This window comes from Amycolatopsis halotolerans (genome assembly GCF_042647905.1).
Classification (GTDB): Bacteria; Actinomycetota; Actinomycetes; order Mycobacteriales; family Pseudonocardiaceae; genus Amycolatopsis; species Amycolatopsis halotolerans.
On the sequence record NZ_JBHRWI010000019.1, the window covers coordinates 1 to 16,185 of the forward strand.

At 69.6% G+C, this 16,185-nt stretch carries 13 protein-coding genes; 10 read left to right on the forward strand and 3 right to left on the reverse strand.

What is annotated here, in order from left to right:
- Positions 1–378 precede the first annotated feature (378 nt).
- Entirely contained in the window at positions 379–2,358 is a 1,980-nt protein-coding gene (locus tag ACFORO_RS14070) for a S53 family peptidase (protein ID WP_377875168.1), read from the forward strand.
- A gap of 64 nt (positions 2,359–2,422) precedes the next feature.
- On the opposite strand, the gene ACFORO_RS14075 is transcribed toward ACFORO_RS14070, so the two are convergent.
- Positions 2,423–3,634, reverse strand: coding sequence for an MFS transporter (locus ACFORO_RS14075; protein WP_377875166.1), 1,212 nt, complete (start codon positions 3,632–3,634; stop codon positions 2,423–2,425).
- A gap of 101 nt (positions 3,635–3,735) precedes the next feature.
- Between ACFORO_RS14075 and ACFORO_RS14080 the strand changes: the two genes are divergently transcribed.
- The 7 genes from ACFORO_RS14080 (at position 3,736) to ACFORO_RS14110 (ending at position 10,730) form a co-directional block, all read left to right on the forward strand.
- Complete coding sequence (locus ACFORO_RS14080) at positions 3,736–5,109, forward strand: purine-cytosine permease family protein (protein ID WP_377875163.1); 1,374 nt, start codon at positions 3,736–3,738, stop codon at positions 5,107–5,109.
- A gap of 44 nt (positions 5,110–5,153) precedes the next feature.
- Entirely contained in the window at positions 5,154–5,828 is a 675-nt protein-coding gene (locus ACFORO_RS14085) for an SDR family NAD(P)-dependent oxidoreductase (RefSeq protein WP_377875160.1), read from the forward strand.
- Positions 5,825–6,850, forward strand: coding sequence for an S-adenosylmethionine:tRNA ribosyltransferase-isomerase (locus tag ACFORO_RS14090; protein ID WP_377875158.1), 1,026 nt, complete (start codon positions 5,825–5,827; stop codon positions 6,848–6,850). The genes ACFORO_RS14085 and ACFORO_RS14090 overlap by 4 nt, the downstream gene beginning before the upstream one ends.
- Positions 6,851–6,964: 114 nt before the next feature.
- Positions 6,965–8,020: an ABC transporter substrate-binding protein gene (locus ACFORO_RS14095; RefSeq protein ID WP_370939788.1), complete on the forward strand. Its 1,056-nt coding sequence runs from the start codon at positions 6,965–6,967 to the stop codon at positions 8,018–8,020.
- 25 nt (positions 8,021–8,045) lie between these two features.
- Positions 8,046–8,822 (forward strand): ABC transporter ATP-binding protein, encoded by a 777-nt coding sequence (locus ACFORO_RS14100; RefSeq protein WP_377875156.1) that lies wholly within the window; start codon positions 8,046–8,048, stop codon positions 8,820–8,822.
- Positions 8,809–9,693, forward strand: coding sequence for an ABC transporter permease (locus tag ACFORO_RS14105; RefSeq protein WP_377875153.1), 885 nt, complete (start codon positions 8,809–8,811; stop codon positions 9,691–9,693). Before ACFORO_RS14100 ends, ACFORO_RS14105 begins: the two co-directional genes overlap by 14 nt.
- A 47-nt stretch (positions 9,694–9,740) precedes the next feature.
- Positions 9,741–10,730 carry a YdcF family protein gene (locus ACFORO_RS14110; protein WP_377875151.1) on the forward strand — a complete coding sequence of 330 codons (990 nt, stop codon included), beginning with the start codon at positions 9,741–9,743 and terminating at the stop codon, positions 10,728–10,730.
- A gap of 57 nt (positions 10,731–10,787) precedes the next feature.
- Here ACFORO_RS14110 and ACFORO_RS14115 read toward each other — a convergent pair whose 3' ends face one another.
- Positions 10,788–12,242 (reverse strand): tachylectin-related carbohydrate-binding protein, encoded by a 1,455-nt coding sequence (locus tag ACFORO_RS14115; RefSeq protein WP_377875149.1) that lies wholly within the window; start codon positions 12,240–12,242, stop codon positions 10,788–10,790.
- Between the two features lie 92 nt (positions 12,243–12,334).
- Between ACFORO_RS14115 and ACFORO_RS14120 the strand changes: the two genes are divergently transcribed.
- Positions 12,335–12,727, forward strand: coding sequence for a hypothetical protein (locus tag ACFORO_RS14120; RefSeq protein ID WP_377875147.1), 393 nt, complete (start codon positions 12,335–12,337; stop codon positions 12,725–12,727).
- Positions 12,728–13,015: 288 nt separating this feature from the next.
- On the opposite strand, the gene ACFORO_RS14125 is transcribed toward ACFORO_RS14120, so the two are convergent.
- Positions 13,016–14,575, reverse strand: a complete 1,560-nt coding sequence (locus ACFORO_RS14125; RefSeq protein ID WP_377875145.1) for a DEAD/DEAH box helicase — start codon at positions 14,573–14,575, stop codon at positions 13,016–13,018.
- Positions 14,576–14,852: 277 nt separating this feature from the next.
- Between ACFORO_RS14125 and ACFORO_RS14130 the strand changes: the two genes are divergently transcribed.
- Entirely contained in the window at positions 14,853–16,181 is a 1,329-nt protein-coding gene (locus ACFORO_RS14130; RefSeq protein ID WP_377875143.1) for a serine hydrolase domain-containing protein, read from the forward strand.
- The last annotated feature ends 4 nt before the right edge of the window (positions 16,182–16,185 follow it).

Here is a 16,185-nt window from a genome sequence, read left to right on the forward strand (position 1 = left end):
ACTCGATTCCCAGTCCAACTCCCGGGGAGCAGTTCATTCCCTCAGGGTTCCCCTCACGTACTTGGGCGCGGGTGGGCGGATGGGTGAGTTTCTGGTGTCGCTGATCGGGATTGTGCGACCTTCGTAGGTGGCGGTTGGGGCTGTCTAGTGCTGTGCGGGGAGGGCTGCGAAACGGGCGTTTTTCTGATTTCGGCACATTCCGCTGTGGACAGTGCGGATGAAACGGACTTTGGTCGCGCTTGTCCCTTGTGTCGCGATGAGAGGAGCAGATAACGGTTCCGCACCGGGGAGCTTGACGCTTCCCTGGCGGGCGGGGGCAGTCCTAGTCTCGTTCCGGCGGCAGGCGGGGTCGAGGCCGCGCAACACGAGGGAGTTGCTGTGCGTAGAAGCGTCACCATGTTTCTTTCGCTGGCGGTGGTGGGCGGCTTGGCCGCTTCGCCTGCCGTGGCGTCGGCTCAGGGGCGGGCGGACATTCCGCAATCGCATCCGGCTTGGGCCAATCCGCAGTCCAAGGTGGCCGACACGGCCGCGTCGTCCACAATGGACTTTCGGGTTTACTTGAACCTCAAGGACCAGGGCGCGGCGGAGGCGGCCGCGCAGTCGGTGTCCGATCCGAACAGTCGCGGGTACCGGCATTATCTTTCGCCGGACCAGGTGCGCGACCAGTTCGCGGCTTCCGACCAGACTGTGTCCGCGGTGAAGAATTGGCTGTCCGCAAGCGGATTCACCACCGGCGAGGTGCCGTCCAACCGGGCGTACGTCGAGGCGACCGGTACCGCTGACCAGGTGCAGCGCGCGTTCGCGGTGAACCTGGGCAAGTACCAGGTCAAGGGACAGACGTTGCGGGCGGCGGACAAGGACCTGTCCGTTCCGGCCTCGCTGGCCAAGGACGTGCTCGGCGTCGTCGGCGTCGACCAGGCGACGAATCTGTTCAAGCCGGACCACACCGACGGTGCGGACACGCCGGCGACGAAGCAGTCTCGCGTGCAGGGCAGCCCGTCGACCGCGCCGCCCAGCAAGGGATTCCGCAACTCGGGACCGTGCAGCGCCTACTACGGCGAGAAGACCGACACGACTGACCCGGCGTACAACGGCAAGCAGCTTCCCTACGCGCCGTGCGGTTACACGCCCGCGCAGCTGCGTTCGGCGTACGGGCTGGACCAGGCCGCGAAGCTCGGTGCGGACGGTCGCGGCACCACGATCGCCATCGTGGACGCGTTCGCCTCGCCGACGATCTACGCCGACGCGGCGGAGTACGCCAAGCGCAACGACCCGGCGCACCCGCTGACCAAGCAGCAGTTCAAGCAGCACATCTTCCCGCCGAACCCGGTGCTCGAAGGGCCGGACCAGTGCGACGCTTCCGGCTGGTACGGCGAGGAGACCCTGGACGTCGAGGCCGCGCACGGGCTCGCGCCGGGCGCGAACATCCTCTACGTCGGCGGGCAGGACTGTGAAGACCTGTCGCTGGACACCGCGCTGAACTACGTTGTCGCGGGGCACAAGGCCGACATCATCTCCAACTCCTACGGCGACACCGGCGAGGACATCCCGGCCGCCGAGGTCAAGGTGTTCAACCAGATCTCGATGCAGGCGGTGCTCGAGGGCATCGGCGTGTACTTCTCCTCCGGCGACAACGGGGACGAGGTCGCGCGGCTGGGCACGCCGTCGCCGGACTTCTCTGCTTCGGCTCCGTGGGTGACCGCGGTCGGCGGCACGTCGCTGGCGGTCGGCCAGGACGGCAAGCGGATCTTCGAAACCGGTTGGGAGACCGGCAAGTCGACGCTGGACAACGGCGCCTACGCCCCGGCGTTCCCGGGCACGTTCAACGGCGGCGCGGGCGGCGGCACGAGCCGGCTGTTCGGCCAGCCCTTCTACCAGAAGGGAATCGTGCCGGACGCACTGTCCACGAAGAACCAGACCGGCGGCGCGAAGGGCCGCGTGGTCCCGGACATCTCCGCGATCGCCGACCCGAACACCGGGTTCCTGGTGGGCCAGACGCAGACCTTCCCGGACGGCGTCTACTACGACCAGTACCGGATCGGCGGCACGAGCCTGGCGTCGCCGGTGTTCGCGGGCGTGATGGCGGTGGCCGACAGCCTCGACCACTTCCACCACGGGTTCATCAACCCGGTGCTGTACCAGCTGACGTCGCGCACGTCGGCGATCCACGACGTGCAGCACGTCGACGGCGCGGTGCAGCGCGTGGACTTCGCCAACGGGACCGACGCGTCGGCCGGGCTGAAGACCTCGGCCCGGGTGCTCGACTACCCGAACCTGACGATCCACACGACCAAGGGCTACGACGACGTGACGGGCCTCGGCTCGCCCAACGGAGTGGCGTTCCTCTTGCTGGTGTGACCGAGGGGTGAAAGGAAGGGCCTGCCGGGACTCCCTGGCAGGCCCTTCCTTGCGTGGCGGTCCTTCACGGCACGGGGACCGGCGGGTGCCGCAGTGCGCGGACGGCACGGGAGCGCAGCGGGGAAAGCGAGGTGGCGACCAGGACGAACCCGCCGACGAGCAGCACCGCGGGCGCGCCGAACGCGGCGCCGAGCGGTCCGGCGAGGAGTTCGCCGATCGGAATGCCCGCGTAGGAGCCGAAATCGTCGAACGCGGCCATCCGGGACAGGAGATGCCCGGGGATGTTCTCCTGCAACGTCGTATCCCAGGCCACGCCCATGACGCCGGCGGAGAACCCGGCGACGAACGTCGTCCCGGCCAGCACGGCGAAGTTCGCGTGCGTGCCGAGCGCGAACAGCGGCAGCGCGGTCAGGGCCGCGCCGACCAGTCCGACCGGCAGCAGTCGTTTCGGCGCGAACCGGTACATCACCAGCCCGGCCAGCAGCGCGCCCACCGCGCGCACGCTCAGCGCCGCGCCCCATCCGGCCGCGCCGATGGTGTCCTGCGCGATACCCGGCCCGAGCACCAGCCAGCCGCCGGTGAAGACGATGTTGTAGACGGTGAACGCCGTGACCACCCGCCACAGCCACGGGATCCGCCAGAACTGCCGCCAGCCGATTCGCACGCTGTGCAAGACGCTGTTCTGCTCGGACTTCTCCGCCGGGGGCAGCGTGATCGCCTGGTAGAGCAAGGCGGCGAGCACGAACGACACCCCGTCGGCGGCGATCGCCCACCCGCCGCCGACCGTGCCGACCAGGACCCCGGCGACGGCCGGACCGGCCACCTTGGTGATGTTCCGTCCGGTGGCCAGCAGCGAGTTCGCCTGCCGCAGCGATTCCGCCGGGACGATCTGCGGCACGATCCCGCGCAGCACCGGCGTGGTGAACGCCGTGCAGATCCCGCCGAGGAACTCGGTCGCGACGAGGGCGCCCAGCGAGTAGTTGCCGGTGAGCAGGATGGCCGCGGCCGCCAGCTGGGCCGCACCGGCGCCGAGGTTCGACAGCCGCAGCACGCGGTTGCGCGGGAACCGGTCGCCGACCGCACCGCCGACGAGCAGGAACGCCAGCAGCGGGACGATCCCGGCGGCGAGCACGATGCCGAGGTCGGTCGGGCTGTGGCTGCTGCCCAGCACCGCGAAGGACAGGGCGACCGGGGTCATGGCGCTGCCCAGGAGCGAGACCAGTCGTCCGGCGTAGAAAATCGCGAACGCGCGATGGCGCAACGGTGCTTCCCCCACCCGGCGATCCTGCCTGGGCCGGGTCGGGAACGCCACAGATTATTGGCGCGGCCGGGCACTCCGGTTCAGACTCACGGGTCAGCCGGGAGAAAGGGCAGCGCATGAGCGGGATCGACGCCGAGGTCTTCGGTGGCCGGATGCCATCTGGAGCAGGGGATTTCGCGATCGAAACGCACGGAATCACCCCGATCCCGGCGGAAAACCGGTTCGGCAGGCCGTGGCGGCTCGCGGGCGTGTGGTTCGCGCCGAACCTCACCATGACCGCCGTGTTCACCGGCACCCTCGGCGCGACGCTCGGGCTCGGTTTCACCACCGGGTTCGTCATCGCCTTGATCGGCACCGTGGTCGGCTCGCTGCCGGTCGCCTGGCTGTCCACCTGGGGTCCGCGCACCGGAACCGGTCAGCTGCCGCTCGCGCGGCTCCCGTTCGGCCGCGGCGTCGTGCTGCCCGGCCTGGTGCAATGGCTCGGCTCGATCGCGTGGGACGCGCTGGTGGGACTGTTCGGCGGCGAAGCGCTGGCGCAGCTCACCGGGCTGCCGTTCTGGGCCGCGGTGCTCGTGGTGCTGGTGCTGCAGTGCACGCTCGGCGTATTCGGTTACGCGGTGATCCACCGGGTCCAGGCCGTGATGAGCGTGGTGCTGGTTGTCGCATTTGTCGCGCTCGCCGTAAAGGTGGTGCTTGATCATCCGATCACGTTTACCGATTCCGCGACTGGCGGCGATTTCGCCGGTGCCGTCGTGCTGTTTTCCACCATTACGCTCAGTCTGGCGATTTCGTGGGCTCCTTATGCCTCGGATTTCAGCCGTTACCTGCCTGCTTCGACGCGACCGAGCGGCGTCTTCTGGTTCACGCTGCTCGGCCTGACCGCCTCGTACGCGCTCGGCGAGGGCATCGGCCTCGCGCTTGGTAGCGCGCTGGGCGACCAGACCGCTGCTGGAGTGTCGACGCTGCTCGGCGGGGGTGTGCTGGGTGCGGTCGCGCTGCTGGTGATCGCGCTGGCCGCAGTGTCGTCCAACGCGATGAACGACTACAGCGGCTCGCTCGCGCTGCAGACTGTTGGCGTGCGGGTGCGCCGGCCGGTGTCGGCGGTGGTCGTGACGGTGCTGGCGTTCGCGCTGATTCTCTGGATGCACACCGGGGATCTGGCGGCGAAATTCCAGAACGTGCTGCTGGTGGTGAGTTACTGGATCCCGCCGTTCCTCGGTGTCGTCGTGCCGGATTGGCTGCGGCGCAGGCGTGGCGGACGCGAGATCGATGTGCTCGCTGAGCTGCAGCGTCCGGTGCGCGGTTGGGCCGCGCTGGTGGCGTTCGTGGTGGGCTTCGCAGCGGCGGTGCCGTTCATGAACACGACCGTCTACACCGGACCGGTCGCCGCGGCGCTGCATGGTGCGGACCTGGCCTACTACGCCGGGTTCGTGGTTTCGCTGGTGGCGTACACGCTGCTGCGCGGCCGCCGACCGGTTGACCTCCAGTAAGGTAGAGGTCGCACGCTGGCAGGTGCCTACTTCTGGAGGAACCCATGCCAGTAGCTGTTGTCACCGGCGCTTCCGCCGGTCTGGGCCGGGCGCTCGCCGCGGCTCTCGTCCGTCGCGAATGGACAGTGCTGGGCACCGGACGCGACCCGGGGACGCTGCGCGCCGCTGCGGCGGAGGCCGGATTCACCCCGGTGCCCGGCGACGTCACCGATCCCGTGCACCGCGCCCGGCTCGCCGAAGCCGCCGGACCCCGGCTCGACCTGCTTGTCAACAACGCCAGCACGCTCGGCGTCAGTCCGCTGCCGCCGCTGGTCGAATACCCGCCGGACGAGCTGGAAACTGTCTTCCGCACCAACGTTTTCGCGCCGCTAGCGCTCGCCCGCCTGCTGTTGCCCGCGCTCGCCACGGCCAAGGGAGTGCTGGTGAACATCAGCTCCGACGCCGCCGTGGAGGCGTACGAGGGCTGGGGCGGCTACGGTTCGGCGAAGGCCGCGCTGGACCACCTGAGCGCGGTGCTCGGCGTGGAAAACCCGGAAATCGCGGTGTATGCCGTCGATCCCGGGAATTTGCGCACTGCCATGCACCAGGCCGCTTTCCCGGGCGAGGACATTTCGGACCGGCCGCTGCCGGAGACCGCGGTACCTGCTTTCCTGCGGCTGCTGGAGGAACGTCCGCCGAGCGGCCGGTTCAAGGCGGCGGATCTGCAGGTGCGGTCGTGAACGCGCCGCACACCCGGTTCGACCTGGCCGAGGATCGCAGCGCGTCCGCTCCGCCCGAAGCGCGCGGCCTCGAGCGGGACGAGGTGCGGCTGCTCGCGGCCGGTCCGGCGGACATACAGCACACCACTTTCCGAGACCTGCCCGCGTTCCTGAACCCGGGCGATCTGTTGGTAGTCAATACTTCCGGCACGTTGCCCGCCGCCGTCGACGCGGTCCGGGACGAACGCGTCATCACCGTCCACTTCTCCACCGAACTCGACGATGGCACCTGGGTCATCGAGCTTCGTGCGCCTGGCGGTCCGCTCCTCGACGGCCGCGCGGGGGAGCGGCTCAGCCTGCCCGCCGGAGCTGTCGTCACGCTGCGCGAGCCGCACGTCGCCGGTGCACAACGGTTGTGGCGCGCGAAGATCGAAGTGGAAGGCGAGGTCGCGCGGTATCTCGCGAAGGTCGGTCGGCCGATTCGCTACGGCTATGTCCCGCGCGCGTGGCCGTTGCCGAATTACCAGACTGTGTTCGCCCTCGATCCCGGTTCGGCGGAGATGCCGAGCGCGGCGCGGCCGTTCACTCCGGAGCTCGTGACTCAACTGGTCTCGAGGGGAGTGCTGTTCGCGCCGATCTTGTTACACACCGGCGTCTCGTCGCCGGAGGCCGGAGAACCGCCGTACGGAGAGCGATTTCGCGTTCCGGCGACGACTGCCGCGTTGGTCAATTGGGTGCGTGACCAGGGTGGACGCGTTATCGCAGTAGGGACAACGGCGGTGCGTGCGATCGAATCGGCGGCGAATCCCGGCGGGCTCGTCACCGCGGCGGCGGGATGGACCGAACTTGTGCTCGGTCCGGGCCGGTCGGCCCGCGCGGTCGACGGTTTGATCACCGGATTGCATACGCCGGAGGCGTCTCACCTGCTGCTTCTCGAGGCGGTCGTGGGTCCCGAGCTGGTGCAGCGGGCCTACGACGCGGCGGTGCGACGGGAGTATCTGTGGCACGAGTTCGGCGACGTCTCGCTCCTGGCGAGCAGGTGAGGCCCGGGCCTGTCAAGTAATCCCACACAATTTCCCGGGATGCGGATGCATATGCAGTCTCGCGGGTGAACGTGTCATTCTCGCCCCGTTCCGCTGACCGCGAAAGGGCCATTTGTGCGTACATTTCCGCGAACCCGATTGCTTGCTTCCGCACTCGCCGCGCTGACGGTGCTCGGGGCGCTCGCCGGGTGTTCCCGAGCGGACCGCACTGAGGCCGCGACCAACCAGGGCGCCGCCGGGGAGGTGCGTGTCGGCTTCTTCCCGAACGTGACGCACACGCCCGCGCTGATCGGGGTCAAGAAGAACTTCTTCGCGCAGAACCTCGGCGGCACGAAACTCACGACACAGACGTTCAACGCCGGTCCGTCCGAAGTGAACGCGCTGCTCGGCGGTTCGCTCGACGTCGCGTTCATCGGCTCCGGGCCGGCGATCAACGCCTTCACCAAGTCCAAGGGCGCGATCCAGCTCGTGTCCGGCGCGGTCACCGGCGGCGCGCAGCTGGTGGTGAAGCCCGGGATCACCTCGGTCGACCAGCTCAAGGGCAAGACCATCGCGACGCCGCAGCTGGCCAACACCCAGGACGTCGCGCTCAAGAAGTTCCTCGCCGAGAAGCACCTGACCGGCCAGGTCAACGTGACCAACCTGGACAACCCGAAGACGTTCGACGCGTTCAAGAAGGGCGAGGTCGACGGCGGCTGGCTGCCCGAGCCGTGGTCGTCGCGGCTGGTCGCCGACGCGGGCGCGAAGGTGCTGGTCGACGAGAAGTCGCTGTGGCCGGAAGGCCGGTTCCCGACCACCGTCGCGATCGTGCGCAGCGAGTTCCTCAAGCAGCACCCGGACACCGTGCGCGCGCTGCTGAAGGGCGAGCTGCAGGCGATCGACTGGGCGAAGAAGAACCCGGCCGAGGCGAAGACCGTGGTCAACGGAGCGCTCAAGGAGCTGTCCGGCAGCTCGCTCAGCCCGGCGGTGCTCGACCGCGCGTTCTCGAACATCGAGCTGACCACCGACCCGGTGCCCGCGCAGTTCCCGCAGCTGGCCAAGGACTCGGTGACCGCGGGCGTGGTCGACAAGGTGGTGGACCTGAAGGGGTTCGCCGACTTCGGCCCGCTCAACGAGGTCCTCAAGGCACAGCAGCTGCCCGCCGTCAACGCGCCCGAACTGGCCAAGTGACGTCCCGACCGGAAGGCGATCCGCGATGACCACCACCCTGGCCCGACCAGTGACCGCCGCCGTGCACCTCGACCGCGTGGGCAAGGTGTTCGGCTCCGGCGGCGGCGCGGTGACCGCGCTCGACGGGGTCGACCTGACCGTGGAACCGGGCGAGTTCGTCTGCCTGCTCGGCGCGTCCGGCTGCGGCAAGAGCACGCTGCTGAACCTCGTCGCCGGTCTCGACCAGCCGTCCGCCGGTGAGATCACTCTCACCACTTCGCGGCCCGCGGTGATGTTCCAGGAGGCCGCGCTGATGCCGTGGCTGACCGCGTCCCGGAACGTGGAACTGCCGCTGCGGCTCGCCGGATTCGGCCGTTCCGAGCGCCGTGAAAAGGCCGCTGAGCTGCTGGACCTGGTGCGGCTGAGCGACGCGGGGCGCAAGCGTCCGCACGAGCTGTCCGGCGGGATGCGGCAGCGGGTCGCGCTGGCCCGCGCGCTCGCCGCGACCCACCGCGTCGGCGGCGGCGACGGGAACGCGTTGCTGCTCATGGACGAACCGTTCGCGGCTCTCGACGCGATCACCCGCGACGTGCTGCAGAGCGAGCTGCTGCGGGTGTGGCGCAGCACGGGTACCTCGGTGCTGTTCGTGACGCACGACGTGCGCGAGGCTGTCCGGCTTGGGCAGCGGGTGGTGCTGCTGTCATCGCGTCCGGGCCGCGTGGTCCGCGAGTGGCACGACGTCCCGTCCGCCGACGGGGAACTGCTGGCCGAGGAGATCACGGCCGATCTGCGAAAGGTGATCAGCACCCATGCCGCAGCCTGACCAGGCGGCCCCCGACCTAGACGAAGCCGTCGGCGCCGGACTGGACCGGCTCGACACTCCCACCGGCGCGCGGCCGACGTCGCTGCGCCGCCGGTTCGTGCGCGGATTCCTGCCTCCGGTCGGCGCGCTCGTGCTGCTGATAGTCCTCTGGCAGATCCTGTGGGCCGCCGCGTTCTGGCCGGAAACGACGCTGCCCGCGCCGCTGGACGTCTGGGCCGAGTTCTGGAGAACGGTCACCGACGGTTCGGTGTTCGGCTTCATCTGGACCTCCGTGCACCGCGCCGCGCTCGGCTTCGCCGCCGGGGTGGTCATCGGGACGCCGCTGGGCATCCTGGTGGCGAAGGTCCGCGTGGTCCGCGCCGCGATCGGGCCGCTGCTGAGCGGGTTGCAGAGCCTGCCGTCGGTGGCCTGGGTGCCCGCCGCGGTGATCTGGTTCGGCATCAACGACGCGGCGATCTACTTCGTCGTGCTGCTCGGCTCGGTCCCGTCGATCGCGAACGGCCTCGTGTCGGGCATCGACCAGATCCCGCCGATCCTGCCGCGCGTCGGCAAGGTGATGGGCGCCGGACGCTTCGCCGCCGCCCGGCACATCCTGCTGCCCGCTGCGCTGCCCGGGTTCCTCGCCGGGCTCAAGCAGGGCTGGGCGTTCTCGTGGCGTTCGCTGATGGCGGCGGAACTCATCGCGCGTTCGCCGAGTCTCGGCGTCGGGCTGGGGACGTATTTGAACGACGGTTCGTCGTACAACTCGATGCCCACGGTGATCGCCGCGATTTTCCTGATTTTGTTCGTCGGGGTGGCGATCGAGCTGATCGTGTTCCGTCCGCTGGAGCGGTCGGTGCTGCGCGCGCGGGGTCTGACGACGTCACTCTGAGTACCTGCCCGCGCGACGCTCAGGCGTGCCAGACAGAATGCACGACCATGACGTCCGGGCTTTTCGCGATCGCTTCCGTGCTGGTGTTCGTCGTACGGTTCGCACGCGAGCCGCGGCGGGTCGGCAACGCGGTGTGGTTCCTGGTCGCGCTGTTTTTCACCGGGTTGTGGCTGCTGTCGTTCTTCAACCACGTCGAATGGGCGCAGATCGCGATCATCGCGGTGGTGATGATCGTCGGCGGGCTCGGCGCGCTGGCGCTGCCGTGGGCGCTGATCGCGAACGGCGTCGTGATGCTGCGGCGAGAGGGCCGGCGGCTCGCGAACCTGCTGTCGCTGCTGGCCGGGCTGGGCCTGCTGGCGGTGTTCGCGCTCGCGGTGAGTTCGCTGGTTTTCGACGATCAGCCATTGCTGCGCGTGGCCGCGATGGCGGTGCTGTTCGTGACCGGCTATTTGGCGTTCCTGTTCACGGCGTTGCTGCTGTACTCGATCCTCTACAGCCGGGTCACCCGACGCGCTCGCGCTGGCGCGGTGGTCGTTCTCGGCTCGGGGCTGCAGGGCGACCGGGTGCCGCCGCTGCTGGCCAGCAGGCTCGACCGCGCGGTGCAGGTGCAGCAGCGGTCGCCGGGAGCGCTGCTGGTGGTGTCCGGCGGTCAGGGAGCGGATGAACTGACCTCCGAAGCGGACGCGATGGCGCGGTATCTCATCGCGGCCGGGGTTCCCGCGGAACAGATCGTGCTGGAGGACCGCGCGACGACCACCAGCGAGAACCTGCGGTTCAGCGTCGCTTTGCTTGCCGAGCGCGGGTTTTCCGGTCCGATTCTCGCCGTGACGAACAACTATCACGTGTTCCGCACGGCGGTGTTGGCGCGGCAATTGGGGTTGCGGCTCAACGTGATCGGGGCGCGGACGGCGTCTTACTTCGTGCCTAGTGCGTTCTTGCGGGAGTTCGTGGCGTTGCTGCTGGAGTACCGGAAGACGAACGCGGCGGTGTTGTTGTTCTTGGGTGTGGGGCCGTTTTTGCTGTTCTTGTCCTCGTAGCGATCAGGCGGCCAGGGGTGCCGTGCCGCGCTTTGCCGCAGCACGGCACCCCCGGTGCTAGCGAACCAAGGTGCAGGAGTCGCGCTGCGCCTCGACGTCAGAGAACTGCTGCCACCCGCCGTCGCCGATCACCGTCGGGCCGGGGGCCCAGGTGTCGCTGTGGGGCAGGTAGCGGTACCAGCGCAGTTCACCCTCGCCGGTGACGGTGTAGAGGACGTCCGCGCCCGCGGAACTGATGCGGGTGAAAGCGTTCCAGCCGCCGTTGCCGACGAGCTTCTTCTCCTGCGCCCACTTGTGCGCGGCCTCGTCCCAGGCGTAGCGGTAGAGGAGGCCGTCGGTGCTGCGGGCGTAGAGCACGCCGTCGCCGCCGCCGGTGATGAGGTTGTAGGAATTCCAGCCGGTGCCGAGGTTTTCGGTCGACCAGGTCTTGGCCGCGTTGTCGTAGCGGCGGCGGGAGAGCGAGCCGTCCGCGTTGACCGCGTAGATGTCGCCGCGGCTGTCGACGGTGATGCGGTTGTGGTTGGCCGGATCGTCGAACCCGGTCCAGCCGGTGGCGACGACGGCGCGCGAATCCGCCGTCCAGTCGGTGCCGTTCCACTGGTAGCGGTAGACGTCGCCGTTCGCGCGGATGCCGTAGACCAGGCCGCCGGGTCCGGCGAGGAGACGGACGTAGCTGTTCCAGCCGCCGGTGCCGATCGTGGACTGCTGGGGACCCATCGGCCCGCCGTCCGCCGGGTTGGGGTGGTTGTAGAGCTGCAGGTCGCTGCTGACGGCGAAGAGCGGAACCGTTGCCTGGCACTGGATCGCCAGCTCGGGAGCCTGCGCGCGAATCCAGTCGACGAGGTCGTCGGTGCGGGTTTCGACGCTGCCCTGGCGGGTTTCGGTGACGGCGAGGCAGCCGTGCTGCCACGACCGCGAGCTGATCCCGACGAGCTCGGGTGTATTGCCCGTCGTAGTGCGGATCGCGGGACCGCCCGCGTCGCCGAGGCAGGTGTCGTGCCCGTTGGCGTTGGTGAGGCCGAAGGTGGTGGCGGCGACCGACGCGGTGCTGAACGGCGAGGTCGTGGCCTTGTCCGGAACCCAGGTGTCCGAGGTACGGCCAAACCCGGCGACGGCGAGCGTTTCGCCCGCTGCGGGCGCGGTCCGGCCCAGTGCGATCGGGGTGACGGTGGCGATCGGGGTGGCGAGCTTGGCCAGCACGAGATCCCGGTCCGGCCGCGGGATCAGCGCGGCGACTTTCGCGGTGGTGCCGCCTGCCGTGACGGTGACTGGAGTGGCCGGTGTCCCGGATCCGGCCGGAACGCACCCGCTGGCGGTGACGATCCATTGCGGTCCGAGGAGAACGCCGCTGCAGCCGTGCCCATCGGCAGCGACGCGGACGACGAAGTCGAAAACCTTGTCGGGGACGGGGGTTCCGCCGCTGATGGCGTTCGCGGGCGGAGCGAGCAGCAGGCCTGCCGCGATGGCGGTCGAGGCAGCGACGGCCAGCCTGAGGCGTGAGGGAGTAGTCACGGCAACGTTATCGGGCACGGGAGCGCGGTATTACCGGACGGTGCCGGTGAGCGGGAGTGCCGCGTCGATACTCTGATTTCGGGGAGGGAAGCATGATTTCGGCACCCAGAGGCTCGATCCGACGAGATCTTCTCGAGTACGGCGAAGACGCCGCGGCGGAGTGGGTCGTGTCGTGCACCGACGACGAACTGCTCCGGCTGGGCTGCATCGCTGGCTGGGTCTCCCTGAAGGGCCCGTCGACGCCGTCCGGCGAGGGGATGATGGTCTGCAAGGCGCTGGCTATCGCCGCGGTGTGCGTGCGCGAGGGGAAACCGCGGAAACTAGCGCGGGCCCGGCGGAAGAAACTGCCGGAGTTGTCGGCTGAGGAGCTTCGCCGCATTCGTGCGGAGCCGTATCCAACGCGTTTGTCGTTCGAGATCCCGCGGGATTACGGCATTACGGACGAAATCAGGGAATTCTGGGCGGATCCGGGGCCTGCGGGGTGAAGCAGCGACGCCGATCCGAAGGACGTCTTCATTCAGGTGTGGCTTCGCGACAACGGCGGGTACCAGCTGGAATACCGGTGAGGCCGACGAAGCACTACCAGACACTGACTGTCTCGCGGGACAAGGTCGCCGCCGCCATCGCCGGATGGCTTGCCGACGACGGCTTCTGAACAAAAGCTTTCCAGCGGAAGGACATCGGCGACTGGTTCGCCGACGAGGAAGCGGGCTGACCCCCCGCACAGCAAAACGGGTCGGGGACCGAAATCCCCGACCCGCCCGGTGCACAACTCAGGACTCCGACTGACGCCGTCCGCTCGAGCCGTTGCGGCGGTTTCGCGGCGGCTGGCCCGATCCGCGACGGTCGCCGCCGGCAGCGCGGCGACTGGCGCCCTCCGCGCCTCGGCGGCCGGCACCCGTACCGCGGCGCTGGTCTTCCCGGCGAGCCTGGCCCGCCTGCCGGTCCGAACCAGCCGGGGATCCGGCCCGCGCGGCGCGGGGCTCTGTGCCCTGACGAGGTCCGCCGCGGCCGCCACCGGAACGGCGGGGCTGCGAGCCGGTCCGGGCGCCGAGGCCGCCTCGGTTTTCCGAAGGAGCGCCTCGGCGGCGGCCCGTGCCCGGTGCGGCGCCGGAAGCGGTCACCGTCTTCGGGCGGTTGTCCACTACCGGGCGGCGCGGCGACGCGGTGAACGAACGGTCGCCGGGGGCCAGTTCGGCCAGCAGCGGGTGCGAGGGCGAGATCCGCGTGGTGGTCGGCGAGATGCCCGCCTTCCGGGTCAGTGCGCGGACGTCCGAGACCTGCTCGTCGGTCATCAGCGTGACCACGGTGCCTGAAGCGCCCGCGCGGGCGGTGCGGCCGGAGCGGTGCAGGTAGGCCTTGTGCTCGACCGGCGGGTCGGCGTGGATGACCAGCGTGACGTCGTCCACGTGGATGCCCCGGGCGGCGATGTCCGTGGCCACCAGGGTCTTCGCGGTGCCCGAAGAGAACGCTTCCAGGTTGCGCGTGCGCGCGTTCTGGCCGAGGTTGCCGTGCAGTTCGACAGCGGGTACGCCGCTCGCGACGAGTTTGCGGGTGAGGGCCTTCGCGCGGTGCTTCGTGCGGGTGAAGACCAGGGTGCGGCCCGGCGCCGCGGTGAGGTCGACCAGGACCGGCAGGCGGTGGGTTTCCTCGAGGTGCAGCACGTGGTGCGTCATGGTCGAGACCGGGGACTGCGCCGAGTCGACGCTGTGCAGCATCGGGTCGTTCATGAAGCGCTTCGCGAGCACGTCGATGCCGTTGTCGAGCGTCGCGGAGAACAGCAGGCGCTGGCCGCGCTCGGGGGTCGCCGCCATGATGCGGCGGACCTCGGGCAGGAAGCCCAGGTCGGCCATGTGGTCGGCCTCGTCGAGCACGGTGATCTCGATCTTGTCCAGCTTCGCTTCGCCGGAGCGCATGTGGTCGGCGAGCCGGCCGGGGCAGGCGACGACGATGTCGACGCCGTCGCGCAGGCGGGTGATCTGCGGGTTCGCGCTCACGCCGCCGAAAATCGTGGTGGCCTTGAGGCCCAGCGGGCGCGCCAGGGGCACGATCGCGGCCTCGATCTGGGTGGCCAGTTCGCGCGTCGGGGCGAGGATCAGCGCCCGCGGCCGGCCGGGGCGCCGCCGCGTCGGGCCCGCGGCCAGGCGGGCCAGCACGGGCAGCACGAAGCCGTAGGTCTTGCCGGAGCCGGTGCGGCCGCGGCCGAGGACGTCGCGGCCCGCGAGCGTGTGCGGGAGCGTGGCGGCCTGGATCGGGAAGGGCTCGGTGACGCCCTGTGCGGCGAGCGCGTCGACAAGAGTCTTGGGCAGGCCGAGTTCAGTGAAAGTCGTCATGGTTGGTGCGGACGCGAAAGCGTCCCGTATCTCCGTACGTAGCGCGGTTGTCCTGCCCGGCGCGGCCTCGGGTGGCTGCGGCGCGTGGTCGTCGACAACAGTGAAACGCGGTCCGAGGCAGAACTGAGCGGACCGCACCGTCCACTATACCGTCCCAAGATCCAGCGGGCTACGTGATATCGCCCGCAGGCCGCCACGCGCGAACCGACGAAGCGGGTGCGCGATGTTCGTTCGTTTCCACCATCGCCGCCGCGTCCGCGGGTGCGAGGCTGGCAGCATGAGCGCAGACGAACTCCGGGGACTGCTGGGCGAATGGGCGCGGGAAGCGGGAGTTCCCGGTGTCTCGGCCGGGATTCTCCACGAGGGCAAGGAAATCCTGCTGACCGCGGGAGTGTCCAGTGTGGACACCGGAACGCCGGTGGACGACGACACCCTGTTCATGATCGGCTCCACCAGCAAGACGTTCGCCGCCGCCGCGGTGCTCGTGCTGGTCGAGGACGGCGTGCTCGAACTGGACCGGCCGGTGGTCGAGTACCTCCCGGAGCTGCGGCTCGCCGACCCGCTCGCGACCAAGACCGTCACGCTGCGCCACCTCCTCACGCACTCGTCCGGCTTCCTCGGCGACATCGAGGTCGACACCGGCTGGGGCGACGACGCGCTCGCCCGCGCCGTGCGGCAGTTCGACGAGCTGCCGCAGGTGTTCCCGGTCGGCGAGGTGTTCTCCTACTGCAACGCCGGATTCCTGCTGGCCGGACGCGTCGCGGAGGCGGTGTCCGGCGGCAGCTACGAGGACCTGGTGCGCACCCGGCTGCTGGAGCCGCTCGGCATGACGGACTCGTACTTCCAGCCATGGGACGTGCTCACCCGGCGGCACGCGGTCGGGCACGCGCTGCGCGAGGACGGTCCGGCGGTCGCGCACACCGTCGGCCTCGTCCGGGCGGACGCTCCGGCCGGCGGTCTCTGGTCGACTGCCCGCGACCAGCTGAAATGGGCCCGATTCCAGCTGACCGGCGGGGAGGTGCTGAGCGACGGGACCCGTCGCCTGATGCACGACGCGCAGCGCAAGGGCGCGTTGCCGTTCGAGGAGGTCGGGCTCTCTTGGCTGCGGCTGAGCCACGGTGACACGCAGCTGGTGCGGCACGGCGGGAACGTCAGCAACCTGCAGCTGTCGGAGTTCGTGATGGCGCCGAGCGAGAACCTCGCGGTCACCGTGCTCACCAACAGCGCGGGCGGCGGCGCGCTCGGTCCGCGGATCGTCGACTGGTGTCTCGAGAACCTCGCTGACCTGCCGAAACTGGACGGGCGTCCGTCCAGGGCGATCGACCCGGGCGACTGCCCTGGGCGGTATCGGACGGGCTCGCTCATCTTCGAGGTGACCGAACGTGACGGCGCGCTCTGGGCGCAGATGATCCTCGACACCGATCAGCCGGACATCCTCTCGGCCCCGCCGTTCGAGGTCGTCTTCGTCGCCGACGACGTGCTCGCCCGCGCCTCCGACACCCGCAGGCCGAGCGCGCGTTTCCGCCGCGATGACCACGGCCGGGTGGACGCGGTGGAATTCGGTGGCCGCACCGCGCTAAAGTTACCGGGCAGTAATATCGGCTGACCTG